The 23,190-nt window shown below is 73.2% G+C and carries 22 protein-coding genes; 9 read left to right on the forward strand and 13 right to left on the reverse strand.

The window, feature by feature from the left end; all coding sequences use genetic code 11:
• Window positions 1-2 precede the first annotated feature (2 nt).
• The 4 genes from BKE41_RS27130 to BKE41_RS27145 form a co-directional block, all read right to left on the reverse strand.
• Window positions 3-1,139, reverse strand: coding sequence for a glycosyltransferase family 2 protein (locus tag BKE41_RS27130; protein WP_012321935.1), 1,137 nt, complete (start codon window positions 1,137-1,139; stop codon window positions 3-5).
• Between the two features lie 67 nt (window positions 1,140-1,206).
• Window positions 1,207-1,965 carry a lysophospholipid acyltransferase family protein gene (locus tag BKE41_RS27135; protein WP_024828334.1) on the reverse strand — a complete coding sequence of 253 codons (759 nt, stop codon included), beginning with the start codon at window positions 1,963-1,965 and terminating at the stop codon, window positions 1,207-1,209.
• 95 nt (window positions 1,966-2,060) lie between these two features.
• Window positions 2,061-3,590, reverse strand: a complete 1,530-nt coding sequence (crtI, locus tag BKE41_RS27140; RefSeq protein WP_012321937.1) for a phytoene desaturase family protein — start codon at window positions 3,588-3,590, stop codon at window positions 2,061-2,063.
• 97 nt (window positions 3,591-3,687) lie between these two features.
• Window positions 3,688-4,536, reverse strand: a complete 849-nt coding sequence (locus tag BKE41_RS27145; RefSeq protein WP_071000416.1) for a type 1 glutamine amidotransferase — start codon at window positions 4,534-4,536, stop codon at window positions 3,688-3,690.
• A 198-nt stretch (window positions 4,537-4,734) separates the two neighbouring features.
• On the opposite strand from BKE41_RS27145, the gene BKE41_RS27150 reads away from it, so the two are divergent.
• Window positions 4,735-5,049, forward strand: coding sequence for a hypothetical protein (locus tag BKE41_RS27150; RefSeq protein WP_012321939.1), 315 nt, complete (start codon window positions 4,735-4,737; stop codon window positions 5,047-5,049).
• A gap of 103 nt (window positions 5,050-5,152) precedes the next feature.
• Window positions 5,153-5,662, forward strand: coding sequence for a cache domain-containing protein (locus tag BKE41_RS27155; RefSeq protein WP_083374511.1), 510 nt, complete (start codon window positions 5,153-5,155; stop codon window positions 5,660-5,662).
• Between the two features lie 29 nt (window positions 5,663-5,691).
• On the opposite strand, the gene BKE41_RS27160 is transcribed toward BKE41_RS27155, so the two are convergent.
• The 7 genes from BKE41_RS27160 to croR all read right to left on the reverse strand — a co-directional run bounded on the left by BKE41_RS27160 (window position 5,692) and on the right by croR (window position 12,658).
• On the reverse strand, window positions 5,692-6,900 hold the full coding sequence (locus BKE41_RS27160) for an ABC transporter permease (RefSeq protein ID WP_029359974.1): 1,209 nt from the start codon (window positions 6,898-6,900) through the stop codon (window positions 5,692-5,694).
• Window positions 6,897-7,874 (reverse strand): ABC transporter ATP-binding protein, encoded by a 978-nt coding sequence (locus BKE41_RS27165; protein ID WP_071000417.1) that lies wholly within the window; start codon window positions 7,872-7,874, stop codon window positions 6,897-6,899. The genes BKE41_RS27160 and BKE41_RS27165 overlap by 4 nt, the downstream gene beginning before the upstream one ends.
• A gap of 4 nt (window positions 7,875-7,878) precedes the next feature.
• Entirely contained in the window at window positions 7,879-8,310 is a 432-nt protein-coding gene (locus BKE41_RS27170) for a DUF2141 domain-containing protein (protein ID WP_063110366.1), read from the reverse strand.
• A gap of 32 nt (window positions 8,311-8,342) precedes the next feature.
• The gene (gene crtI, locus BKE41_RS27175; RefSeq protein ID WP_058607694.1) at window positions 8,343-9,932 is read right to left on the reverse strand and encodes a phytoene desaturase family protein; all 1,590 of its coding nucleotides are present in this window, start codon (window positions 9,930-9,932) and stop codon (window positions 8,343-8,345) included.
• 234 nt (window positions 9,933-10,166) lie between these two features.
• Entirely contained in the window at window positions 10,167-11,168 is a 1,002-nt protein-coding gene (locus BKE41_RS27180) for a helix-turn-helix domain-containing protein (RefSeq protein ID WP_012321945.1), read from the reverse strand.
• Between the two features lie 139 nt (window positions 11,169-11,307).
• A complete protein-coding gene (locus BKE41_RS27185; protein ID WP_012321946.1) occupies window positions 11,308-12,183 on the reverse strand; it encodes an RNA methyltransferase in 876 nt (291 codons plus the stop codon).
• A gap of 1 nt (window position 12,184) precedes the next feature.
• Complete coding sequence (gene croR / locus BKE41_RS27190; protein WP_012321947.1) at window positions 12,185-12,658, reverse strand: 3-hydroxybutyryl-CoA dehydratase; 474 nt, start codon at window positions 12,656-12,658, stop codon at window positions 12,185-12,187.
• Between the two features lie 189 nt (window positions 12,659-12,847).
• On the opposite strand from croR, the gene BKE41_RS27195 reads away from it, so the two are divergent.
• The 3 genes from BKE41_RS27195 to BKE41_RS27205 all read left to right on the forward strand — a co-directional run bounded on the left by BKE41_RS27195 (window position 12,848) and on the right by BKE41_RS27205 (window position 15,371).
• Window positions 12,848-13,453 (forward strand): cation transporter, encoded by a 606-nt coding sequence (locus tag BKE41_RS27195; RefSeq protein ID WP_012321948.1) that lies wholly within the window; start codon window positions 12,848-12,850, stop codon window positions 13,451-13,453.
• 32 nt (window positions 13,454-13,485) lie between these two features.
• Window positions 13,486-14,337: a metallophosphoesterase gene (locus BKE41_RS27200; RefSeq protein ID WP_012321949.1), complete on the forward strand. Its 852-nt coding sequence runs from the start codon at window positions 13,486-13,488 to the stop codon at window positions 14,335-14,337.
• Window positions 14,338-14,477: 140 nt separating this feature from the next.
• A complete protein-coding gene (locus tag BKE41_RS27205) occupies window positions 14,478-15,371 on the forward strand; it encodes a transporter (protein WP_012321950.1) in 894 nt (297 codons plus the stop codon).
• A gap of 219 nt (window positions 15,372-15,590) precedes the next feature.
• On the opposite strand, the gene BKE41_RS27210 is transcribed toward BKE41_RS27205, so the two are convergent.
• Window positions 15,591-17,036, reverse strand: a complete 1,446-nt coding sequence (locus BKE41_RS27210) for a saccharopine dehydrogenase NADP-binding domain-containing protein (protein ID WP_071000418.1) — start codon at window positions 17,034-17,036, stop codon at window positions 15,591-15,593.
• Between the two features lie 377 nt (window positions 17,037-17,413).
• Between BKE41_RS27210 and BKE41_RS31820 the strand changes: the two genes are divergently transcribed.
• The 4 genes from BKE41_RS31820 (at window position 17,414) to BKE41_RS27225 (ending at window position 22,373) form a co-directional block, all read left to right on the forward strand.
• A complete protein-coding gene (locus BKE41_RS31820; protein WP_012321952.1) occupies window positions 17,414-17,590 on the forward strand; it encodes a hypothetical protein in 177 nt (58 codons plus the stop codon).
• A gap of 102 nt (window positions 17,591-17,692) precedes the next feature.
• The gene (locus BKE41_RS27215; RefSeq protein ID WP_012321953.1) at window positions 17,693-18,376 is read left to right on the forward strand and encodes an invasion associated locus B family protein; all 684 of its coding nucleotides are present in this window, start codon (window positions 17,693-17,695) and stop codon (window positions 18,374-18,376) included.
• Window positions 18,377-18,513: 137 nt separating this feature from the next.
• Complete coding sequence (locus BKE41_RS27220; RefSeq protein ID WP_012321954.1) at window positions 18,514-21,897, forward strand: hypothetical protein; 3,384 nt, start codon at window positions 18,514-18,516, stop codon at window positions 21,895-21,897.
• Window positions 21,894-22,373, forward strand: coding sequence for an AAA family ATPase (locus BKE41_RS27225; RefSeq protein ID WP_071000419.1), 480 nt, complete (start codon window positions 21,894-21,896; stop codon window positions 22,371-22,373). The genes BKE41_RS27220 and BKE41_RS27225 overlap by 4 nt, the downstream gene beginning before the upstream one ends.
• A gap of 18 nt (window positions 22,374-22,391) precedes the next feature.
• On the opposite strand, the gene fliP is transcribed toward BKE41_RS27225, so the two are convergent.
• On the reverse strand, window positions 22,392-23,168 hold the full coding sequence (fliP, locus tag BKE41_RS27230; RefSeq protein WP_029359978.1) for a flagellar type III secretion system pore protein FliP: 777 nt from the start codon (window positions 23,166-23,168) through the stop codon (window positions 22,392-22,394).
• Between the last annotated feature and the right edge of the window lie 22 nt (window positions 23,169-23,190).

Raw genomic sequence — 23,190 nt, forward strand, 5'->3', positions numbered from 1 at the left:
GGTCAGCCGCCGCTCACCGGATAGCTGCGGCCCTTCCAGGTCGCCGCGCCGGCCCGCTCCCGGCGCAGAAGCACGTTCCACTGGATCGCCAGGGCCACCGCGACCGCCGCCGGATGGAGCGGGATCGTCGCCCACGGCGCCCGGACCGCCACGGTGACGGCCGTCCGGGTCGCCAGGGACAGGCCGAGGGCCAGCGCGGCCGGGGCCAGGGCGGAGGCCGGCAGCAGCCCGAGCAGCCCGGCCAGGACGAGGATCGGCGGAAGAACCTGGCCGCAGCCAAGGAGGAGGGTCCAGATCGGAAGGGCGCGGGGCGTGGCCATGCCCTCGTGGGCGTTCTTGGAGAAGCCGGCCCAGGCCTGGGCGAAGCCCTCGTACATCCGGCAGGTGGCCAGCGCGGCGGCGGCCACGAGATCCGTCCGGTAGCCCGCGGCCCGGAGCAGCCGGGGCAGCCGGACCCCGTCGTGCAGGGAGGTGCGGATCGCGCCGTGGCCGCCGGTGGCCGCGTAGGCAGCCCGCTCGATCAGGATCAACTGACCGCAGGCCGCGCCGAGCGACGGGTCCGACAGGCGGCGCATCAGCGGCACGGGCAGGAAGCCGAGGAGCAGGAAGTCGATCATCGGCACCGTCAGCATCTCGCCGACCGTGTCGGTCCGCTGCCGGGGCACGCCGCTGACGAGGGCCGCGCCGGTGTGGTGGGCTTGCGCCGCGAGGGCGGCGGCCGCCCCGGCCTCGAGCCGCACATCGGCGTCGATGAACAGCAGGTGGTCGCCGCGGGCGATCCCGGCCATGTGACTGCAGGCGTGGTTCTTGCCCGTCCATCCCTCGGGCAGGGGCGGGACCGAGACGAGACGCAGGCGCGGGTCGCCGACGGCGCGCACGATCTCGGCGGTCGCGTCGGTGGAATGGTCGTCGCCGACGATCACCTCCACCGGAACCGCGACGCTGGCGAGCGCCGCCCGCACGGTGGCGTCGATGTTGCCGGCCTCGTTGCGCGCCGGGATCAGGATCGAGACGAGGCCCGCGCCGCTCTCCGCCGCGGGCCGGCGCAGGACCGAGAGATTTACCGCCGCCAGCGCGGCCGGCAGGAGGGCCGCGATCAGGCAGAGCAGGGCCAGGACCGTGAGGATCGAGTCGGTCATCATCCCCGCCGGGAAGGTGTCGCGCCGCGATGAGGCATCGCATGGGGCCGGACGCGAGCGGAAGGTTTCATCCGGCGCGATCCTGTCCACCCGCCGCGCGGTGCGCCGGATCGAACCGTCGGCCGGAGAGCCGGGCCGCGAGGCGCCGCCACAGATCGTAGAGGCCGCCGACGCCTTTCCGGCCGGAGACCAGGGTGCGGAAGCGGGCCGGGTCCCGGCTGATCACGTCGGCGCTCAGGCGATCGAGGGTCTGGGTCAGGTCGGTTTCCAGGCGCGCGAGGCGCTGGTCGCGCGGGAGCGCGGCGAGCTCGGATCCGGCGATCCCCGGCCCGAAGGCCGCGAAGGCCCCCGCGCCGCGCTCGTCCCAGAAGGTGTACTCGACGGCGAGGGGGACGAAGAGCGCGTCGGGGGCGATCTCGGCGAGCCGCGCCACGCCGGGACGCAGGGCCAGCGGACGCGCGCGGGCATCGGCGAAGCGGCCCTGCGCGGTGATCCAGAGCATGCCGTCGGGCGCCCCCAGGATCGACCGGGCGGCGGCCAGGAACTGCGCCGCCCCGCGCGGGCTGTCGAGGTCGACGCCGAAGGCGCCGATCCGCTCGAAGATGCGGTAGCGCGCCAGCATCGCGGCGTCGAACGGCGCGCGGCTCGCCCGCTCCGGATAGAGGCGACCGGCCAGCACGATGATCAGCGCGGCGTCCCACCACGCCGGATGGTTGCAGTAGACCACGATCGCGCCGGGATGGCTCGCGACGGGCGGCGTGCTCCACAGGGGCAGCCGCAGGGCGTCGAGGTGGCGGTGCAGGTAGCGCTCGAACCACGCCACCATGAAGGCGCGGATCCGGGGCGAGACCGTGGGCAGGGGGGCGCCGCGCGTGCCTCTCGCACCCCCCGCGGCGGGGGGCGGAGATGGCGGCGTCGCGGTCACGCCGAGGCGCGCAGGGCGCCGCGCGCGTCCTGGTCGTGCGCGTCGGCGGCGATCCAGCCCGACATCATCACCATCGGCATGCCGGGTCCCGGATGGGCGGCGCCGCCCGCGAGGTAGAGGCCGCGCACCTGCCGCGACCGGTTGCCGGGCTTGAACGCGCCCATCACGCGCCCGTGCGAGGCGAGGCCGTAGATCGCGCCGTTGAGGACCTTGTAGCGCTCGTGGATGTCCTGCGGCGTGAGGTGGCGCTCGACGACGATGCGCTCCTCGAGGTCCGGCATGCCGGCGGTGCGCTTGAGCTTGTCGAGGATCGTCCGGCGGTAGTTCTGGAACAGCGGCCCGTCCGGGCGCCAGTCGTGGTGCGGCCGCAGATACGGCGTGTGCACGAGGACGTAGAGCGCCTCGCCGCCCTCGGGCGCCACGCTCGGGTCGGTCGAGGAGGGGGCGGCCAGGTAGGCGGTCGGGTCCGGGGCCGGTTCGCCCTTGTTGTAGATGTAGTCGAACTCCTCCTCCGGGTCGCGAGAGAAGACGAAATCGTGGTGGTTCAGGTGCTCGTAGCGCTTGTTCAGGCCCAGATAGAGCACCACGCCCGAGCAGGCCGGCTCGGGATTCTTCTTGGCGTAGGCCTTGGCGGCCTCGCCGCCCACGAGCTCGCGGTAGGTGCGCACCGAGTCCATGTTGGAGATCACCGCGTCGTAGGGCGTGACCCCCGCGGCCGTCCGCACGCCCCGGACCGCGCCGTTGGCGGTCTCGATCCCGGTCACCTCGGTGTCGGTCTTGCAGGTGGCGCCGAGTTCCTGGGCGAGCTTCGCCAAGCCCTCCGCGACCGCGCGCGTGCCGCCCATCGGGTACCAGACGCCGTCGGCCGTCTGCATGTGGGCGATGGCGCAGAGCACTGCCGGCGCGCCGTAGGGCGAGGAGCCGACATACTGGACGAAGTGGTCGAGCATCTGCGCGAGCCGGGCGTCCTTGACCTTGCCGCGGATCGTCGAGGCCACCGAGGCGTGCATGCGCAGGGACAGCACGTCGCGCAGCGTGCCCGGGTTCATGTTGGCGCGGATGTTGATCGTGTCGAACAGGTCCTCGACGGGCTTCCAGAAGAAGAATTTTTCCGAGACGCCGTGGAGATGCTCGGAGATCGAGAGGAATTTCTTGTAGCCCTCGCCGGTGCCGGGAGCGAAGCGCTCCATGTCGCCGGCCATCCGCTCGACGTCCTGCATCAGGTCGATGTGGGTTCCGTCGTCGAAGAAGCAGCGCCACTGCGGGTCGAGGCGGCGCAGGTCCATGTAGTCGTGGACCGAGCGGCCGGCCTCCGCGAAGATCCGCTCCAGCACCCGCGGAACGGTCAGGATGGTCGGGCCCATGTCGAAGCGGAAGCCGCCCTCGTGCAGCACCGCCGCCTTGCCGCCGAGCCAGCCGTTCTTGTCGTAGACCGTCACGCGGTGGCCCCGCGCGGCGGCGACGCACGCGGCGGCGAGTCCGCCGAGCCCGCTGCCGATGACGGCGACCGTGGAATCCTGGCTCATCCTGCTGGCTGGCTCCCCGGGCCGAAGAACGCGTGGCCCGCAGGGCGAAGCTAGACTTGAGACCGGGCGGGTCAACGCGCCACCCGGTCGCGGCAGCCTACCGGCGGCGCTCGCCTGTGGACAGGCGCGCCAGGAAGTTGCCGATCTCCCGGCGACGGAGGCCGGCCTCCATCACCTCCGGCCCGATGCCGTGACGCCAGGCGAGGCGGCGCGCGGCTTCCGGGTCGCGTCCCTGGAGCGTCGCGATCTCGTCGGCGTAGGCCGCCACGGCCCGCGGGTTCTCGGCGAGCCCCGCCGCGACGATGGCGGTGTCGCAGAGGCGCAGCATCGCGGCCAGTTCGTCGAGGTCGAGTTCGGGATGATACTGGGTGCCCCAGAACCAGCCGCGCTCCCGGCGGATCTCGATGGCCTGAATGCCGAGCACGCGATTGCCGGCGAGAACGCGGGCGCCGGGGGGCGGCTCCAGTACGGCGTCGGAGTGGATCGCCGGGGCATCCCAGGTCGCCGGACGGCCGGCCAGCAGGGCGTGTGTCCGACCCTCCTCGGTCGGGGTGATCGCCCGGGCGAAGCCGTATTCCGGCCCGCGTGGGTTGGCGGCGGCATGGCCACCCGCCACCGTAGCCGCGACCTGCACGCCCCAGCACGAGCCAAAGACCGCGCGCCCGGCCTCGAAGGCCGCGCGCATCAGGTCGAGCTGCCGGATCACGGCCGGCGTACCCTCCGAGACCTTGAGGGTCGACCCGGTGAAGATCAGCCCGTCGAAATCCGTGAGGTCTGCCGGCAGCGTCGCGTCGGCGTCGGCGGCGTTGATGTGCCGGCAGACGGAGCCCGGCGCGAGGTCCCGCACCACCGCCGCGTAGGACTCGGCCGAGGTTCGTCCGGTGGCCGCGACGTGGCGGTCGCGGGCAGCGCGATCGTTGCCGTCGGCGATGAGCAGGCGGAGCATGCGGGATTTCCGGGGAGCGCGGCCGTAGCGGAAGCGCCTCTATGTCGGTGCGCACCGCGTCGCAGGAACGGCGCGGATCGTCGCGGGAGGCGGGCGTCGAAATCGGGCCCGGCTCCTTCAAACGGGTGATGCGCGCCCCCGCTCCGGGTTTACCTCTGCCGCGTCGGACTTCGAGGAGCGATCATCGCGGAGGACAGGATGCCGGATCTCGCCGAGGTGGAGCTCTACTGCGCGGAAGCTCGGGACCTCCTCGCCCACGCGGAGGCCATCGTTCACGACCTGGGCCGGAGCGGTGCCTGCGAGGGGCACCGCATGATGGCGAGCCAGGGCCTCGCGGCGCTGCGGAACCTCGAGCGCATCATCGAGCGGCATCGCAGGCGCCTGACGTTCCAGTCCCTGCCCAACGCGGTCGGCCCGACCCCGGGCCCACCCCCGCCGCAGAGGCGGAACTGGCTGATCTTCCTCCGGCCGCGCGGCGGGCACCCCGGCCATGGCATCGAGGCGCACTCCTAGGGCCGTCGCGGCGGGGCGTCCGATCCCGCGCATGCCGGTCAGCGCGCTCGCGATCGGCCGGATCTCGCGCGGGGAGCCCTGTCGCGCGCGACGGGGAGATCCGGTGGGGCCGGCGGCGCGGTGGTACGCCGGCCTGGCGAGAGCCCTGCTGATCTGGGTCCTGCTGCTCGTCCCGGACGCGGCCATTCCGGCCGACGCCCGACGAACGCCCCCGCCGCTGCACCGGGCGGCCGAGATCGAAGCCCTCGTCAACAGGGCGGCCGACGTGCTGGAGAGTGAGGGCGCGCGGGCGTTCGACGCGTTCCGGCGTCGGGGAGGCGTCTGGCGATACGGGGACGTCTACCTGTTCGTCGTCGACCTGCGGGGGATCGTTCTCTTCAACGCCGCCCACCCGAACCGCGAGGGGCACGACCTGCTCCACGAGCGCGACGCCGACGGGAAGCAGTTCCACCAGGACTTCATCGACGCCGTCACGCGGTTCGGGTCCGGCTGGGTCGACTACATGTTCCCGAAGCCCGGCCAGGCGGGGCCGAGCGTGAAGTGGAGCTACGTCTGCGCGACGCGCGTGGCGGGCGTCGAGGCGCTCGTCGGTGCCGGCGTCTACGTCGAGTAGCGCCGTCCGGGTCGGGACGGCGCCGGGTCCTAGGCCGTCCGCCGCGCCGCCAGCGCCAGGGCGAAGCCGAGACCGGCCAGGGTCAGCGCCGCCAGGACCCCCAGGGCGGGGGCCGCGGCGGAGAACCCCTCGCCCAGGGCGCTCTGGTACGCCTCGATCGCCCAGGCGTTGGGGGTGAGCCATCCGGCCTGCTGCAGCCAGGGCGGCATGAGGAACCGCGGGACCATGGAGCCACCGACGGCCGAGAGCAGCAGCACGCCGAAAGTCGACGCGAGATGCGCCTGCTGGCGCGAGGCCGCGAGCGCGCAGGCCGCGAGCGCCAGGCCGGCCGCCATCGCGGAGACCAGCAGGCAGGCGGCCAGGAAGGCCGGCCAGTGCGGCCCGATCTCGACGCCGTAGAGGAGGGCGGCGGCCAGGAAGATCAGCCCGGCCTGGACGAGTCCCTGCAGCGTCAGGAAGGCGAACTTTCCGAGCACCACGACGGGCAAACCGCCCGGCCCGGCCATCAGACGCTCGGTGAGGCCCGTCTCGCGCTCCTCGACCAGCGACATCGCGCCCTGCATGGCGGCGAAGAGCAGGAACACCGCGGTGATCGCGCCGGCGTAGTAGCTCACCCGGGCATTGGCGGTCCCGGACGCCGTGCTGCGGCGTTCCACCAGGGAGGCGAAGCTGAACGGCTCCTTCTTGGCGCGCTGCTCGGCGAAGGCCTCGTCGAGGAAGCGGCGCTCGTCGGGACCGATCTTGCCCGTGCGCTCGACGTCGGCGACGACCCGCGACAGGACCACGTCGGGCAGCGCCTCGTTCAGGACCCTCTGGAGCTGTCCGAGGGCGATCGGCGTCGCCAGTGCCTTGGCGGGGTTCTCGACCAGCACCACCGGCTGATCCGCGGCGCCGGGCGCCGCCTCCGCAGGTGCGGCGTTCAGGTCCCCGCGCAGGACAAGCGCCACGTCGACCTCGCCGGCCCGCACCGCCTGCGCCACGGCGTCGATGTCGGTCGCGGGCAACCGCGTCACGCGGAGGGAGGGATCGGCCGCGAGCGCGTCGGCGAGGCGCCCCGTCGCCGCGGTGTGGGCCAGGTCGGCCAGGCCGAGATGGATGCGGATCCGGTCGCCGATCGCTCCCGAGAAGATCGCCGCGAAGATCGAGAAGATCACGGTCGGCAGCACGAAGGCCATCACCAGCGCGGCCCGGTCGCGCAGGAGGGTCAGGAGCATGACGCGGAAGGCGGCGCCGATCATCCGGCGGTCCCGGCCCGGAGCGGGGCGGCCTCGGGATCCGTCAGTTCCCGCGGGCGGAGGGCGTCCAGATAGAGCGTCTCCAGCCGCGGCGCCCGCACCCGGATCTCGGCCACCGGAACGTTCTGGGCGCGCAGGGCGCCGAGCAAGGCCGCGCCGTCGAGGCCGGACCGTTCGACCGACCGCCAGACGAGGCCCCCCGCCTCGGCGGGCACGAAGCCGGCCCGGCGCAGCACGCCCTCGGCCGGTCCCGACGCCGGACCGGCGAGGCTCAGCTCCCGCTCGGGCGCGCCGGTCCGCAGCTGCGCGAGCAGCTCGGCGAGACGGCCGGCGCGCACGACCCGCCCCTGGGCCAGGAACGCCACCCGGGAGGCGAGGCGCTCCGCCTCGGCGAAATCGTGTGTGGCGATCAGGATCGCGGTGCCGGCGGCCTTCAGGCGGTCGAGCACCGCGTGGATCGCGGCCCGCGCGGCGAGGTCGACGCCGGTGGTCGGCTCGTCGAGGAGCACGAGCCGGGGCCGGTTCATCAGGCTCGCGGCGATGTTCACCCGGCGCCGGTACCCCCCCGACAGGACGCCGACCGGGCGCCGGGCCACGTCGGCGATGTCGGCCATGGCCAGGGCGGCCTCCACGGCCGCCTTCCGCTCGCGCCGGGAGACCCCCGCCAATTGCCCGAACACGCCGAGATTCTCCGAGACGGTCAGCCGCGGGTAGAGGGCGATCTCCTGCGGCACCCACCCGATGGCGCGGCGGGCCTGTCCCGCCCGGTACGGATCCGCTCCGGCCACGCGCACCGACCCCGCACTCGGGGCGAGACGCCCCGCCACGAGGCGCATCAGCGAGGACTTGCCGGCTCCGTTCGGTCCGAGCAGCGCCAGGGTCTCGCCGGCCCCGAGGTCGAGATCGACATGATCCAGCACCCGTCGGCCGCTGAGGTCGAGGCCGACGTCCGCGAGCCGGACGAGGGGATCGTCCATCGGTTCACCGGCTCGGCAGGGCACGGCCGAGGCGCACCCGCACGGCGGCGCCGGGCTCCCGGAGGGCGAAGGCCGCCTCGGCGAAATCGGGGCGCGCCCGCCGCCCGACCGTACCCGAGAAGCCGTAGGGCTCCAGCGGCAGGCCGAGACCGGTGCGGTCGAGGCGCCCGTTGCCGTTGGCGTCCTGGTAGGCCGCGACCGCGTAGGTGCCCGGCGGGACATCCCGGAAGGTGAACCGCGCCCGGTCGGCGGTGGCCGGCGCGTCGTCGCCGCGCAGGCACGACGACTCCGAGAGACCGCCCTGGCAGAGGGCGACCCGCACCTGGCCGCCGCCGGGCTCGATCCCGTCGACCTCGACCTGCACGACGGCGGCCCAGGCCGGCACGGTCGCGGCGCAGAGCCAGACCGCGGAGGCAACCGTCGCGCGGCCTGCCAGCCTCCGGAGATACCTCCGGTCGGTCGCCGCGCTCACGAGGCCTCGCCGGAGGTCGCCAGCGGGGCGGTATCGGGGATGCCGGCCGCGGCGGCGGCGCGGGCGCCCGCCAGTTCCTCGATCAGCAGCCGGGCGGAGATGCGGGCGCCCTCGTAGATCACCGGCAGGCCGGAGCCCGGATGGGTGCCGCCGCCGACGATGTAGAGGCCCGGTCCGAAGCGGTTGTGCGGCCGGAAATACAGCATCTGCAGGAGGTCGTGGGCGAGGTTGAAGGTGGCGCCCTCGTGGACGGCGAAATCCTCTTCCCACTGGGTCGGGTCGATGATCCGCTCGTAGCGGATGCGGGACTCGAGATCGTCGATCCCGAGGAGCTTCAGCCGGTCCAGGATCAGGGCGCGGTAGGTCTCGCGCATCGCCGCCCAGTCGATCCCCGCCTTCAGGTTGGGCACCGGCACCAGCACGTAGAGGGCCGTGTGTCCGGGCGGCGCCATGCCGCCATCGGTGTAGCCCGCGTGCTGCACGTACAGGGACGGCTGCATCGGCAGCGTGCCCTCGGTGATCTCGCGGATGTTCTTCTCGTAGCCGTCGGCCAGGAGGATCGTGTGGTGCCCGAGGCTGTCGGGCATTTTCCCCTCGAGGCCGAGATACAGCATGAAGGTCGAGCAGGAGAGCCGGGCCTTCCGGATCTTGGCATCGCGCCAGCGCGGCCGGTGCCGCTCCGGGACGAGGGCGCGGACGACCTTCGCGAAGTCGCCGTTGATCAGCACCGCGTCGGCGTTGAAGGTCTCACCGTCCGCCACGAGACCGCTGGCGCGCTTGCCGTCGAACAGCACTTCCTCGACGTTGCTGTTGAGCCGGAGATCGACGCCCATGCGGCCGGCCAGGCCCGCCATCGCCTCGGAGACGGCGCCGCAGCCGCCCACCGGGTGGTAGACGCCGTGCTCGTATTCGAGGAACGACAGGATGGTGAACAGGCTCGGGCACCGGAACGGCGACATCCCGAGGTATTTGGTCTGGAACGAGAAGGCGAGCCGCACCCGCGGGTCGGCGAAGTGTCGCTTCAGGTCGCGGTCGACGCTCCGACCCGGATGCAGGTAGGGCAGGGCGGCCAGCATGGCCGGACTCGCCATGCTGCGCAGGGTGTGGAAGGCTTGCTCGAGGACCGGCTTGAAGTAGTTCAGCTTGGTCCGGTTCTCGGCGAAGAAGTCTTTGACGTTCTTGGCGTCGTCCGGCGCGAGGCGGGCGATCTCGCGCTCCAGGCGCTCGACGTCACCGGTGGCGCTGATCGTCCCCGTGATGCCCTCCGCGCCCTCGAACACGAGGTGGTACTGCGGGTCGAGCCGCTCGAGCTTGACGTGCTCCTCCAGCCGCTCGCCGCAGCTCGCGAAGATGTCCGCGAGAATCTGTGGATAGAGGAAGAAGGTCGGGCCGATATCGAACCGGTAGCCGCCGGGCGCCTCGACGGTCTTCGTCCGACCCCCGACCTGCGGGTCCTTCTCGAAGATGGTGACGTGGATCCCGGCCCGCGCGAGCAGCAGGGCGGCGGCCAGTCCGCCCGGCCCAGCCCCGACCACGGCCACCCGGCGTCCGGTCAGCGCCCGCAACCCGTCCCCAGACTGAAGCAACGTCCTCGACTCCTCACAGAATCCCGATACCCCATGCGGCCAAGCTAGCTTCGCATCATCGGGCGGCAATTGCAGCCGTTTGTCGCGCGCAGAACGCTGTACACGATCATACCGTGGAGACGCATCCGTAAGGTTTGTGAAGGCCGGATGCGGCGCCTGCCGTCGCGGGCTCTGAGCGGCAGCCTGGCGAGCGCAGGATCCGGTGTCCTGTTCGTCCTGGCCCGCGGAGGCGTTTCAGCGCTGGCCCAGGCGCTCGTACCACGCGTGGGCCCGGGCCGGCGTCCGCTCGAAGGTCCGGACGCCGTGGGCTCCCCGCGTCCGGCGCCATGCCCGCGGCGATTCCCCGAACCGGGCGCGGAATGCGCGGCTCAGATGGGCGGGATCCTTGAAGCCGTGCTCGCTCGCCAAGCGCGCGAGCGCCCGGGTCTCCAGCGGATCCTCCAAGGCGAGCCGGATCGCCTCCAGCCGCTTCTCCCAGACGCGCTGCATGACGCCCCCGGTGCTCCGGAAGGCGCGGTACAGCACCGTCCGCGAGACGCCCGCAGCGTCGGCGAGCCAGTCCGGCGAGAGGTCGGGTGAGGCCAGATGGAGGTCCATCAGGCGCTCGGCCAGGGCGACGAAGCCGACGTCGAATTCCGGGCCCCGCAGGACGTCCGAGGCCGCCGATGGATCGAACAGGCGGCGGACGAAACCGGCCAGCTCGCCCGCGATCGCCGGCTCCTCCTCGGCCGTGGTCGTCGGCAGCCGCCGGTACAGGGCGTGCAGCCGCGCGACGAGCAGACGGTTCCGTTCCCTGTCGAGGAAGATCGGTATCCGCTCGATCGTGCAGTCTGGCAGCAGACGACGCGGTACAGTCAGTCCGATCGCGCTGGAGCGCACCCCGCGGGCATCCAGTTCCCGGCCCATGTTGGCGGCCATGATCCGGTTGCGTTGCTGCACCACCGGGCTGCCCGCGACGTCGCCGGACAGGCCTCCGGACACGTAGAGCATGAACGTGAAGTGATCCGGTGTCGCCGCGGCGTGGCGGCGATCGCGGACCATGTGCTGGGCGGAGAAGACCATCCGGCTGGCGAGGATATCCCCCAGGACCGTGCAGGACAGGTTCCCGCGGGGCACCGGCGCCCCCGCGATCCGCTCGACCCGGACGATCGGCGCCATCAGGTCGCGCCAGGCCGCGAAGGCGTGCGCGGGGTCGAGATGATCGGTGTTGAAGTGAAGCGTCGGGATATTCGACATGCGATCCGGCGCGGCGTCGGGACGGTCGTCGGATCTCAGATTGCGCGCGCCCGCGCGCGGCGTCGAGATGTCAATGTGTTCCAGCTGGAGGCGCGTTCTCCGGCCCTGTTCCGCGGCGTCTACGCGGGGAATACTGACTTCAAGAACCTGCCGGCCCCGGGTCGAACGGTTCGCCGCCGCGGCGCGCTCGCGGTTCGCCGAGGCGCCCTTGGCCGCGGGCGATGGTGTAGAGGGCGATGCCCGCCGCGGTAGCGACGTTCAGCGAGTCGAAGCCGGCGGCCATCGGGATCCGGATCGGCCGCGCCCGGGCCAGCGTCGCCGCGTCGAGGCCGGGGCCCTCGGTGCCGAGAATCAGGAGCGCCCGCGGCGGGGCGGCGCGCGCGTCCAGGGTCTCGCTCGCCCCCGGACTGAAGGCGAGCGGCCGGAGGTCGAGGGTCTCGGCCAGCCGCAGCCAGTCCTGCCCGTCCGGGAGCCGCGCGAAGGGCTGGATCAGGGCGGCCCCGGCCGAGACGCGGATGCTCTTGCGGTAGAGCGGGTCGCAAGTCGCCCCGTCGAGGAGAACGGCGTCGGCCCCGAAGGCCGCCGCGTTGCGGAAGGCGGCGCCGACATTGTCGTGATTGGTCAGGCCGGCCAGGCCGACCACCAGGGCGGGCGCGGGCGGCGGCGGCACGAGGGCGGCCGCGTCGAGCCCCGGCCCGCGCAGGCCGACCGCGAGGACGCCGCGGTGGATCGGGAAACCCGTCACGGCGCTCATCACCGCCTTGGAGGCGCTGTAGATCGGCGGCGGCTCCGGGCAGGCGGCGACGTCGGCGGCGAGGCCCGGCCAGCGCTCGGGCGCGAGGAGGATCGATTCGGCGCGGAACCGGCTGCGGCGGCCGAGCAGCAGCCGCAGGGTCACCTCGCCCTCGACGATGAAGCGCCCGGCGCGGCCCACGAGGTCGCGCTCGCGCATCCGGGTGTAGGGCTCGAGGCGGGGGTCGTCCGGGTCGGTGAGGGGCTCCGGGGCCGGGGGCACCTCAGCCCTGTGACCGGTCGGAGCGGTTCGCCAGCGGGTCGGCCTCGGCCTTGGTCGGCACCTTCACCAGCGCCTCGCCGTCGAGGACCGTCTCGCCGCCCACCGAGCACCGGCACGCGAGGCGCGCGCGCCGCCGCTCGGGCATGAGTTCGGCCACCGTCACGGTGACGTCGACGACGTCGCCGATCCGCACCGGGGCGCGGAAGTTCAGGGTCTGGGAGATGTAGACGGCGCCGGGCCCCGGAAGGCGGGTGCCGAGCACCGCCGAGATCAGCCCGGCCGTGTAGAGGCCGTGGGCGATGCGGGTGCCGAACGGCGTGCGCGCGGCGAAGTGCTCGGACAGGTGGATCGGGTTGCGGTCGCCGGTGATCTCGGCGAAGCCCACCACGTCGGAGGAGGCGATGGTCTTCGACAGGGTCTCCGACAGGCCGACCTCGAGATCCTCGAAATAGAGCACGCGCAGTTCGGGCAGCATGACGCGGCAGACCTCCGGTTCCGGCCGGTCATGCGTCTCGTGTTGCCGGCTCCGGCAACGGCGTCGCACGATCGCGGCGCCGAATCCACCCGGACAAAGGCGTAACGGCCTCGAACTTTCTTGAGCCGCGGACAGGCTTTTCTCAACAGCCGCTCGACAGGGCCGCGCGCGTCGGCGAAGAGGCGTCCCGTGATCGCCGATGATGCGCCCCGGCCCGCGCCGCCCGCCCTCCGCCCGGTCGTCGCCCGCGTGGCGGCGCTCAACCTCGGCTATTTCGGCATCGAGATCGCGGTGGCGCTCGCCATCGGCTCGGTGGCGCTGATCGCCGACAGCCTCGACTTCCTCGAGGACGCGGCGATCAACCTGCTGATCTTCGCGGGCCTCGGCTGGAGCGCGCGCAACCGCGCCCGCCTCGGCACCGCCATGGCGGGGATCCTGCTCCTGCCGGCGCTGGCGGGGGCCTGGGCGGCCTACGGCAAGATCGCCGACTTCACTGCCCCCGCCGCTCTGCCTCTGACCCTCGCGGGGCTCGGGGCGCTCGCCGTCAACCTCACCTGCGCGCTCATGCTCGCCCGGCACCGCTCCGGCTCGGGCAGCCTGACCCGGGCGGCCTACCTCTCGGCGCGCAACGACGCCGTCGCCAACCTGGCGATCATCGCCGCCGGCCTGGTGACGGCCCTCCACCCGTCCCCCTGGCCCGACCTCGTCGTGGCGGCCGGGATCGCGATCCTCAACGCCGACTCGGCCGCCGACATCCTCAAGGCGGCCGCGGCCGAGCGCAGAGCCGCGGGCTAGCGGCCCCGAGCGGCGACACGGCAGCGACCATCATGCGCATCTTCCCCATCTCGGACCTGCACCTGGAGCGGCGGCGCCTCGACCTGATCGCGCCGCCCGCGGAACCGTTCGACCTGCTCGCCTGCCCGGGGGACCTCCACGAGGGGCATCCCGAGCGGGGGCTCGCGGCGCTGCTGCATCTCGCGCAGGGGCGGCCGGTCGTGCTGGTGCCGGGCAACCACGAGCGCTACGCGCCGACCGGGGATCGGCGCACCGCGCCGGAGCTGCTCGCCGCCCTCGAGGCCGAGGTCGGCCGCCTCAACGGGCTCGGCGCGCGGATCCACCTGCTCCAGCGCGCGCGGAGCTGCGTCATCGACGGCGTCCGCTTCGTCGGTACCACCCTCTGGAGCGACTGGGCGCTCGCCGGGCGCTGGCTCGGACCGGACGCGCCGAACCGGCCCGACGATCCGGTGGCCTACGCGGCGTCCCGCATGACCGACCCCGTGACGGGCTCGCGGGAGTATCTCGGCTCGATCCGCAAGGCCGACGGCAGCCCGTGGCAGCCGGCGGACGCGATGGCGGAGCACCGGATCGAGCGGGCGGCCCTGCACGCGGCGCTCCGGACCCCGCACGACGGGCCGACCGTGGTGGTGACCCATCACCCCGCGAGCCCGCTCGCGGCCGATCGCTTCCGGGACGCGCCCGGCGTCCCCTGGTGGGTGCCGGCCTTCTACGCCAGCACGGCCCTCGACGACCTCGCGGAGACCGAGCGGCCGGGGCTGTGGATCTCCGGGCATTTCCACGCCGGCCACGATGTGCGGGTCGGCCGCTGCCGCTGGATCTCGAACCCGGTGGAGGGCACGACCTATCGCGGCGACTTCGTCGTCGAAGTCGAGGATCAGTGATTTAGTCCCCCGCCGAGAGATCGGTCTGTCGAAGCGGTGCGATCGCGCACAGCTCGGCCGTAACGGCCGGATGCTGTCGGAGTGAGCGCCCGTCAAACCCTGATCGGCCCCGGATGACGGGGCTCGGGTTCAGGGTTCCCATGGCCGGTTTTAGCCTGACGTCACGTTGGATCACGGCGGCGGCTCTTGCCGTCTCGGCTCCGATCACCGCCGCGTCGACGGCGACGACCGCGCGGGCGGCGTCCGCGGCGCAGCCGGGACAGACGGTCGGCCTGCCGGTGGGCGACCAGCTGCCGGTCGGCCTGTATTTCGTGAACCTGTCCAGCTTCGGCGTGCGCGGTACCCTCCCGCGCGACTCGTCGACCAACGTCAACCTGCCGACCTTCGCGTGGGCGACGCCCTGGAACGTCGCGGGCGCGCGCCTCCAGTTCTTCTTCACCCAGCCGATCGCGGCGGCGAGCAGCCGGGGCGCCCCATACCAGAGCGGCGTCGGGCAGCAGCTGCTGGCCGCCCAGCTCGCCTGGGACCTCGGCGGCGATGTCGGCTTCAGCTACCTGTTCGGCGGCTACCTGCCGATCCAGACGCGGTTCCTGACGCAGTCAGCCTCTCTGACCCACCGCTTCGCGCTGAGCTACACCGGTCAGGGCTGGAACCTGACGGCGAACCTGCTCTACGGCGTCTTCCTCGACACGCGCTCGCCCAGCGGCACCCTCTACCCGGACTACATGAACCTCGACCTGACCATGACGAAGAAATTCGGCTCCTGGCAGATCGGCGCGGTGGCCTTCGGCTCGACGGACCTTCCCACCGGGGTGGCGAGCTACCGGCCGCAGGGCCAGATCGCGGTGGGCGGGCTCGTCGGCTACAATTTCGGGCCGGTGAACCTGCAGGCCTACCTCACCCACGACGTGGTCGAGCGGAATTACGGCGGCCGCGAGGTCCGCGGCTGGCTGCGCGCGATCGTGCCGCTGTACCAGGACAAGAACGAGGTCGAGCCGGGCCGGACCCTCGTGACGCGGCGTCAGGCCGAGTAGCCGAACCATCGACGCGCCGCGATCGCTCGCGGCCCGCGGTGTCCGTGCTTCCGCGGCGCGGGGCCGAGGGGAGGCATCGCCCGGTCCGGCACAGCTCCGCCGTCGGGCCGTGCCCCATCGCGGCGGGGCAGGGGCGACCCGGTCACGGCCGGCGCGGATCTCGGACTTGCCCGACATCCGCGCCGCCGACAGCGGCTTGCGCCTGCTCGGCGCGGAGGCTCAGCCGTGCACCAGCACGTTGCGGAACTGCCACGGATCGCTGGTGTCGATGTCCTCCGGGAACAGGCCCGGACGGTCGGTGAGCGGCGTCCAGTCCGTGTACACGCCCACGACCGGGCCAAGATACGGGGTCTGGACCTCCAGGCAGCGGCGGAAGTCCATCTCGTCGGCCTCGACGATGCCGGCCTCCGGGTTCTCCAGGGCCCAGACCATGCCGGCGAGCACCGCCGAGGTCACCTGCAGGCCGGTGGCGTTCTGGTAGGGGGCGACCCGGCGGGTCTCCTCGATGGAGAGCTGCGAGCCGTACCAGTAGGCGTTCTTCTCGTGGCCGTAGACGAGCACGCCGAGCTCGTCGATGCCGTCGACGATCTCGGTCTCGTCGAGGATGTGGTGCTGCTCCTGCACCTGGGCCGCCTTGCCGAACATCTCGTGGAGCGACAGCACGGCGTCGTCGGCCGGGTGATAGGCGTAGTGGCAGGTGGGCCGGAAGACCGGCTTATCGCCCTCGCGCACCGTGTAGTAGTCGGAGATCGAGATCGCCTCGTTGTGGGTCACGAGGAAGCCGAACTGCGAGCCGGCGGTCGGCACCCAGGTGCGCACCCGCGTGTCGGCCCCCGGCTGCAGCAGGTAGATCGCGCAGCGCGAGCCCTTCTCCTGCTCACGGGCGTTGGCGGGCTTCCAGGTCTCGTGCGTGCCCCAGCCGAGCTCGGCCGGCTGATTGCCCTCGGAGACGAAGCCCTCGACCGACCACGTGTTGACGAAGACCCCCCGCGGCTTCGGGGTCTTGGCGCGCTGGGTGTCCCGCTCGGCGATGTGGACGCCCTTGACGCCCAGGTCCTTCATCAGGGCGGCCCACTCGGCCTTGGTCTTCGGCTCCGGCCGCTGGAGGCCGGTATCCTGGGCGATGTTCAGGAGCGCCTGCTTGACGAACCACGAGACCATGCCGGGATTGGCGCCGCAGCAGGAGACCGCGGTGGTGCCGCCGGGCTTCTGCGCGCGCGCGTCGAGGATGTTCTCGCGGAGCGCGTAGTTGGTGCGGTCGCCCTGGCTCTTGGTCTTGTCGAAGTAGAAGCCCGGCCAGGGCTCGGCCACGGTGTCGATGTAGAGGGCGCCGAGCTCGCGGCAGAGCTCCATGATGGCGCGCGAGGAGGTATCGACCGACAGGTTGACGCAGAAGCCCTGGCCGCCACCTTTGGTGAGGAGCGGCGTGAGCACGGCGCGGTAGTTCTCCGGCGTCAGGGCGACCTTCTCGAACCGGAGGCCGTGCTTCTCGGCGAGAGGCCGATGCGTGTCGACCGGGTCGATCACCGTGAAGCGCGCGCGGTCGTACTCGAAATGGCGCTCGATGAGCGGCAGGGTGCCCCGGCCGATCGAGCCGAAGCCGATCATCACGATGGGGCCGGTGATGCGGCCATGGATCGGGTGACGGGTCGGCTGATCGGTCATGCGGGACATCCTCGTCTGGCGGGCGCCGGGCGCGTCCGCTCATCTGGCTCGCGGGCGGGTTATGGCGCGCGTGTGACAGTGCGGCGACAGGCCCGCGCCGCCGGGGCGGGGCCGGGGCGGTCCAGGGTCCGAGTCGCCGGAAACGCGCTCAATGGCGGCTCGCCCGTCGCCGGTCAACCGCGCCCGCCCGACCGTTCGTTAACGCGTCCTTTCCCGGACGCGGCGCAAGCCATGAGTTCGATGCATGCGTCCCCCAACGTCTGCTCAGTGGCAGGCTCGGGATGCAGGTCTCATATTGCGGTGCAGCAAGGTCGCACAGAGGACCGCAGGAACTGGGGAACTCCGAAACGCCCGGCACCCCGCATCTGGAGTCCGCCATGCTCGCGCTCATCACATCCCGGATCCCCGGCCCGGCCGTCGAGACCGCCGATCGCGATCCCGGCTTCCTGACCCTCGTCTTCGCTGTCGCCCGCACGGTGCGCAGCGGCGCGGAGAGTGCCTTCGCGCGCCGCTGCGCCCTCGCCCGCTCCATCGGCGGCCCGAATCCTCTCTGAGAAGCGCGCAACCCACCGGCGCTGCCCCTGGCGATTGCGTCGCCCCGGCTTGAGCATTAGGCGGCACTGCCGCCCAATGGCTCTCCGGGGGATCGTGATTCCATGCCGACATTTCGTGCGCTTCTGCGTCTCAGCCTGATCGCGACGTCGCTCACGGCGGTCCCGATCCTGGCGGCGCGCGCGCAGGATGCCGAGCCCGCGGCCGCGCCGGCCGCCGAAGCGCCCGCGAAGCCCAAGCCCAAACCGCGGCCGAAGCCGGCTCCCCACAAGGCGGCCAAGCCAGCCGAGGCGGCGAAGCCCGAGGAGGCCGCCGCGCCTGCGGCCGCGCACGCCGCGTGGCCCACCGGCGCCAGCACCGTCAGCGAGAGCTACGGCGACTGGACGATGACCTGCACGCGCCCGAGCGACAAGGTCACCTGCATCGTGGCCCAGGCGCAGGGCGATTCGCGGACCGGCCGGCGCAAGTTCGGCTTCGAGCTGCAGACGCCCGCGAACGGCCGGGCCGAGGGGATCGTGCTGATGCCGTTCGGGCTCGCCATCGAGCCGGGCGTGACCTTCAAGCTCGACGAGCAGACCCTCGGCAAGGGCGCCCCCTACACGACCTGCAGCGCCGAGGGCTGCATCGTGGCGATCAGCTTCCCGACGCTCGCCCTCGACGGCATGCGCACCGCCAAGGCGCTGACCGTGACCGGCGAGAAGGCCGGCGGCACCGAGCCGGCCACCATCACGGTGCCGCTGACAGGCTTCCCGCAGGCCTTCGACCGCGCCGTCGCCCTGAGCGGCTGAGCCCGCCGCGGCCCGCGGCCTTTTCCGGTTACGGTTAAGCCAGTGTTAGCCGCGGTCGATCACGATGCCGCCGAGATGTGGCGCCGCGCGCCGCGAGCCCCTCAGGGGCCGCGCGCCGGGTTCGGATCGGCGAGGCGATGGGATCGGTTGGCGGGCGACCCCGGGTCGGTCGAGGACGTGGCGCGCGGCTGCTGACCGCGTCGCTGGCGCTGCTCGCCCTCCTGGCCGGGCTCGCTCCGGCGCTGGCCGCGCGGCTCGTCAGCATGAAGGGCAGCGAGGCCGGCACCGGGGCCGGCGGCTACGGCCGGATCGTGCTCACCTTCGACAAGCCGGTCACGGTCAAGGCGAAGCTCGCCGGCGGCGTGCTGCTCGTCAGCTACGGCGAGCGGGTCGCGCCCGGACCCGAGCATCTCGTGGACGAGATGCCGGCCTTCATCGCCAGCGTCCGCCGCGATCCCGACGGCACGGGTCTCCGCCTCGCCCTGCAGCGTCCCTTCCGGGTCAACGTCCAGTCGGCCGGCGAGCGCGTGTTCGTGGACCTGCTTCCGGAAGGGTGGTCCGGCCTCATGCCGCCGCTGCCGCCCGAGGTGGTTGCCGAGCTCGCCCGTCGGGCCCGGGTTGCCGAGGAGGCGCTCAGGGCGCGCACCCCGGAACCGGTGCGCCGGACGCTGTCGCTCGAGCTGGCGCTGCTCCCGACCCTGACGCGGCTGTCGCTGCGTCTGCCCGCGGAGGCCGTCTCCGCGGTGACCGCCGAGGGGCCCGCGACGCGCGTGCGGGTGATCGGCGCCTGGACCATCGATCCGAGCGGAACCCGCGGCCGTCCGCGGCCCGGGATCGCCAAGCTGGCGACGGAGACCGACGCGAACTCGGCGAGCCTCCTGATCACGCCCGAGGACGGGTTCACGATCGGCACGGAGCGGGAGGACGGCGCCATGTTGGTGGACGTGGTCCGCCGCAAGCCGCTGGAGCCGGCCACGGCCGCCGTCGAGGTGCCGGGGCCCGCCGCCGCGAAGCCGGCCCCGTCGCCCCCGGTCGCGCCGCGTCCGGCCCCCGCCCCGGCGCCGTCACTCGCGTCTCGCCCGCCCGAACCGCCGCCGACGCGCCGGGCCGGCGGCGGCCTGCTCTTCCCGTTCAAGACCCTCCCGCCGGCGGTCCTGTTCGAGCGCGGCGGCATCGCGACGCTGGCCTTCGAGACCGCCGAGCCGGTGGTCGTCCCGCCGTCGAGCCAGGGTCTCGCACCGACGGGCGCGCCCACCCGGACCGGTCCGCTCACGGTCGTGCGGTTCCCGGTCCCGCCCGGCCGCCTCGTCGATCTCAACGCCGTCACCACCGGGACCGGCGTGGCCTGGGAACTCTCGGCGGGGGATACGCTGAGTCCGAGCGACACGATCGATCCCGTCCGCAAGCCCGACCCGTCCGGCCGCATCGCCGTCACCCTGACTCTGCCGCATCCCGGATCGACGACGTGGCTCGCCCTCGACGACGAGCGGATCGCGGTCGTCACGTCGGCCGCGCAGCGCCCCGTCGGCAATCCCAAGAACCGTCGCTTCGTCGATTTCGAGATCCTGCCGAGCCGGCACGGCCTCGCGGTGCTCGCCGGCGCCGACGACTTGGCGGTGCGGCCCGAGTTCGAGGGCGTCTCGATCGGCCGCGAGGGCGGCCTCGCCGCCTCGATGGCGGCGCGCAAGCCGGACACGGTGCTCACCGACGCGGGAACCCTCGCGATCGCGCGGGAGCCCTGGGAGCGCGCCCGGATGGGGAATGTCCGCGAGACCCTGCGCGGCCTCTTCGACGCGGCTGTGGCGGCGCCGCCGTCGGAGCGCGGCCCGGCCCGCCTCGCGCTGGCACGCGCGGACCTCGCCAACGGCCTCGACTACGAGGGCCTGATCGCCCTCGAGATCGCGGCCGCCGACGATCCGCTCCTGGCCACGCAGCGCGAGACCGCCCTCCTGCGGGGCATCGCCCTGGTGCGGATCGGCCGGAACGCCGAGGCGCTGAAGGCCCTCAGCGTCCCGCCCCTGGTCGACGACCGCGAGGCCGCTCTGTGGCGGGCGATGGCCTCGGCCGGGGCGGGCGACTGGAAGACGGCGGAGTTGGGCTTCCTCAAGGTGCTGCCGCTGGCCAACGGCTATCCCGCGGACGTCGCGCAGCTCATCCGGGCCCGCGCCGCCGAATCGGCGATCGAGAACGGCGATGCCGAGACCGCCGCCGCGCGCGCCGAGGCGGAGCGCGCCCTGCCGCCCTGGATCCGTGATCGGCTGGCCCTGGTTCGCGCCCGCGTGGCCGAGGCCACCGGCCAGACCGAGGCGGCCCTGGACGCCTATGCCCGGCTCGACGATTCGGCCGTGCGCCCGGTCTCGGTCGAGGCCGCCCTGCGCGGCGCGCTCCTGGCTCAGGCTTCCGGCAAGCTGGCCCCCGAGGCCGCCATCGAGAAGCTGGAGCGGCTCGGCCTGACTTGGCACGGCGGCCCGACCGAGGATGGCATCACCGCGGGCCTCGCCCGCCTCTACCTCGCCGCCGGCCGGTGGCGCGACGCCTTCGCGGCGGTGCGCCGGGCCAACGTCTCCGCCCCCAACGCCCCCGGGACGGCGGCCCTGACGCGGGAGGCGCAGACGGCCTTCGAGAACCTCTACCTCACCGACAAGGGCAACACGCTGCCCGGGGTCGAGGCCGTGGCGCTCTTCCTCGATTTCCGCGAGCTGAGCCCGATCGGGCGGCGCGGCGACGAGGTGGTGCGCCGGCTGGCCGACCGCCTCGTGACCCTCGACCTCCTCGATCCGGCCGCCGACCTGCTGCAGTACCAGATCGACAATCGCCTCACCGGCCCGGCGCGATCCGCGGTAGCGGCGCGGCTCGCGACGATCCGGTTGATGGACGACAAGCCGATGGAGGCCCTGAAGGTCCTCGACGCCACCGAGCTCCCCGAGCTTCCGGGCGAGCTGAGGCGCGCCCGCGGGCTCGTCCGCGCCAGGGCCCTGTCGGACCTCACCCGCACCGATCTGGCGCTGGAAACGATCGAGGACGAGAGCGGCCCGGACATCGACCGTCTCCGCGCCGACATCTACTGGGGCGCGCGCCGCTGGCGCGAGGCCGGGGAGGCCCACGAGGCGCTGCTCGGCGACGCGTGGCAGTCCGGCCAGCCGCTGGACGAGCAGGCGCGCGCCGATGTCGTGCGCGCCGCGATCGCCTACGATCTCGCGCACGAGGCCATGGGCCTGGAGCGGCTCAAGGCGAAGTTCTCGGAAGGGATGGCTGCGAGTCCGGACGCCCGCACCTTCGCGCTGCTGACCGGCACCGACCCGACCCGGGCACCGGGCTTCCGGGACATCGCGGCGCGCGCCACGAAAGTCCAGACGCTGTCGGCCTTCCTCGCCGAGTATCGCAAGCGCTATCCGGATGCCGCCGCCCCCGATCGCGGCCGCCCCGACGCGCCGGGGGCGGGCGGCGAGGCGGCGGCCGACGGTGCGCAGGGCGGCCAGCAGCAGAGCAGCGCCGAGACACCCGGTACGCCCCCCGGGTGAGCGCGGCGGTCGTCATCGACCCGGACGCCTTCCTCGAGACCGAGCGCGGCCGCGTCTGGACGCCCGAACGGAACGCCGAGGCGTGGCGGCTGGCCCTCGCGGCGCTGAGCGCGGCGCTCGCGGCGGACTCGGTCGAGCGGCTCGTGGTCGTGTGCGGGCTGCAGGGGGCCGGCAAGTCCACCTGGATCGCCCGGCAGCGACCTCAGCTCGGCCGCGTCTATTTCGACGCGGCCTTGCCTGGCCGGCAGCACCGCGCGCCGATCCTCGCCATCGCGCGAGCCCGCGGTGTCGCCGCGGAGGCGGTCTGGATCCGCGCGCCGCTCGCGGTCGCCCTCGAACGGAACCGGCGGCGCGCCGCCGACCGGCAGGTTCCCGAGGCGAGCGTCCGCTCCGTCGACCGACTGTTCGAGCCGCCCTCGCGCGCGGAGGGCTTCGCGGCGGTCCGGATCGTCGACGCGGCGTCCCGGGCGGACTGACGGCCCGGGACGCCGCCGTCATCCGCCGTAGCTCTGGACCAGGGATCCGGCGACGAGGGTCCAGCCGTCGACCAGCACGAAGAAGATCAGCTTGAACGGCAGTGCGACCGTGGCCGGCGGGACCATCATCATGCCGACGGCCATCAGCACCGAGGCGACCACGAGGTCGATGATCAGGAACGGGATGAACAGCAGGAAGCCGATCTCGAAGGCGCGGCGCAGTTCCGAGATCATGAAGGCCGGTGTCACGATCTCCAGGCCGACATCCTCGGGGCCCTTCGGCGCCGGCACCTTGGCGAGGTCGAGGAACAGCTTCAGGTCCTTCTCGCGGACGTTGCGCAGCATGAAGGTCTTGAACGGTGCCGAGGCGCGCTCGAACGCCTGCGCCTGCGTGATCCGGCCGGCGATCAGCGGCTCGATGCCGGCGCTGTAGGCGGCGCGGCCGGTCGGGGCCATCACGAAGGCGGTCAGGAACAGCGCGAGGCTGACGAGCACCGCGGTCGGCGGCGCCGTCTGGGTGCCCAGCGCCGACCGCAGGATCGACAGCACCACGACGATGCGGGTGAAGGCCGTGGCCATCACCAGCACCGAGGGGGCCACCGCCAGGACGGTGATGAGCGCCACGAGCTGGAGGGCGCGCTCGGTGGTGCCGCCGGCGCCGAGATCGAGGGTGACGCTCTGCGCGACGGCCGGTCCGGCGGCGAGCAGTCCTCCGGCCACCGCGCCCAGTGCGGCGAGCGCGGCGAGCGCGATCCGCAGCAGGCGCGGCTTCGGGACCTCGCGCGTCCGGCGCATCGGGCGTGTCGGCACGGGAAGG

The organism is Methylobacterium sp. C1, from assembly GCF_001854385.1.
In the GTDB taxonomy this organism is placed as follows: Bacteria; Pseudomonadota; Alphaproteobacteria; order Rhizobiales; family Beijerinckiaceae; genus Methylobacterium; species Methylobacterium radiotolerans.

What these genes read in the sequence shown, in the direction of transcription:
- BKE41_RS27200 (WP_012321949.1), top strand. Translation starts at nt 13,486, where the DNA reads ATGCGCATCTTCCCCATCTCGGACCTGCACCTGGAGCGGCGGCGCCTC.
- BKE41_RS27135 (WP_024828334.1), bottom strand. Translation starts at nt 1,965, where the DNA reads ATGGTGGCGTGGTTCGAGCGCTACCTGCACCGCCACCTCGACGCCCTG.
- BKE41_RS27205 (WP_012321950.1), top strand. Translation starts at nt 14,478, where the DNA reads ATGGCCGGTTTTAGCCTGACGTCACGTTGGATCACGGCGGCGGCTCTT.
- croR (WP_012321947.1), bottom strand. Translation starts at nt 12,658, where the DNA reads ATGCTGCCCGAACTGCGCGTGCTCTATTTCGAGGATCTCGAGGTCGGC.
- BKE41_RS27220 (WP_012321954.1), top strand. Translation starts at nt 18,514, where the DNA reads ATGGGATCGGTTGGCGGGCGACCCCGGGTCGGTCGAGGACGTGGCGCG.
- BKE41_RS27160 (WP_029359974.1), bottom strand. Translation starts at nt 6,900, where the DNA reads ATGATCGGCGCCGCCTTCCGCGTCATGCTCCTGACCCTCCTGCGCGAC.
- BKE41_RS27165 (WP_071000417.1), bottom strand. Translation starts at nt 7,874, where the DNA reads ATGGACGATCCCCTCGTCCGGCTCGCGGACGTCGGCCTCGACCTCAGC.
- BKE41_RS27215 (WP_012321953.1), top strand. Translation starts at nt 17,693, where the DNA reads ATGCCGACATTTCGTGCGCTTCTGCGTCTCAGCCTGATCGCGACGTCG.
- fliP (WP_029359978.1), bottom strand. Translation starts at nt 23,168, where the DNA reads ATGCGCCGGACGCGCGAGGTCCCGAAGCCGCGCCTGCTGCGGATCGCG.
- BKE41_RS27145 (WP_071000416.1), bottom strand. Translation starts at nt 4,536, where the DNA reads ATGCTCCGCCTGCTCATCGCCGACGGCAACGATCGCGCTGCCCGCGAC.
- BKE41_RS27130 (WP_012321935.1), bottom strand. Translation starts at nt 1,139, where the DNA reads ATGACCGACTCGATCCTCACGGTCCTGGCCCTGCTCTGCCTGATCGCG.
- BKE41_RS27180 (WP_012321945.1), bottom strand. Translation starts at nt 11,168, where the DNA reads ATGTCGAATATCCCGACGCTTCACTTCAACACCGATCATCTCGACCCC.
- BKE41_RS27150 (WP_012321939.1), top strand. Translation starts at nt 4,735, where the DNA reads ATGCCGGATCTCGCCGAGGTGGAGCTCTACTGCGCGGAAGCTCGGGAC.
- BKE41_RS31820 (WP_012321952.1), top strand. Translation starts at nt 17,414, where the DNA reads ATGCTCGCGCTCATCACATCCCGGATCCCCGGCCCGGCCGTCGAGACC.
- BKE41_RS27210 (WP_071000418.1), bottom strand. Translation starts at nt 17,036, where the DNA reads ATGACCGATCAGCCGACCCGTCACCCGATCCATGGCCGCATCACCGGC.
- crtI (WP_012321937.1), bottom strand. Translation starts at nt 3,590, where the DNA reads ATGAGCCAGGATTCCACGGTCGCCGTCATCGGCAGCGGGCTCGGCGGA.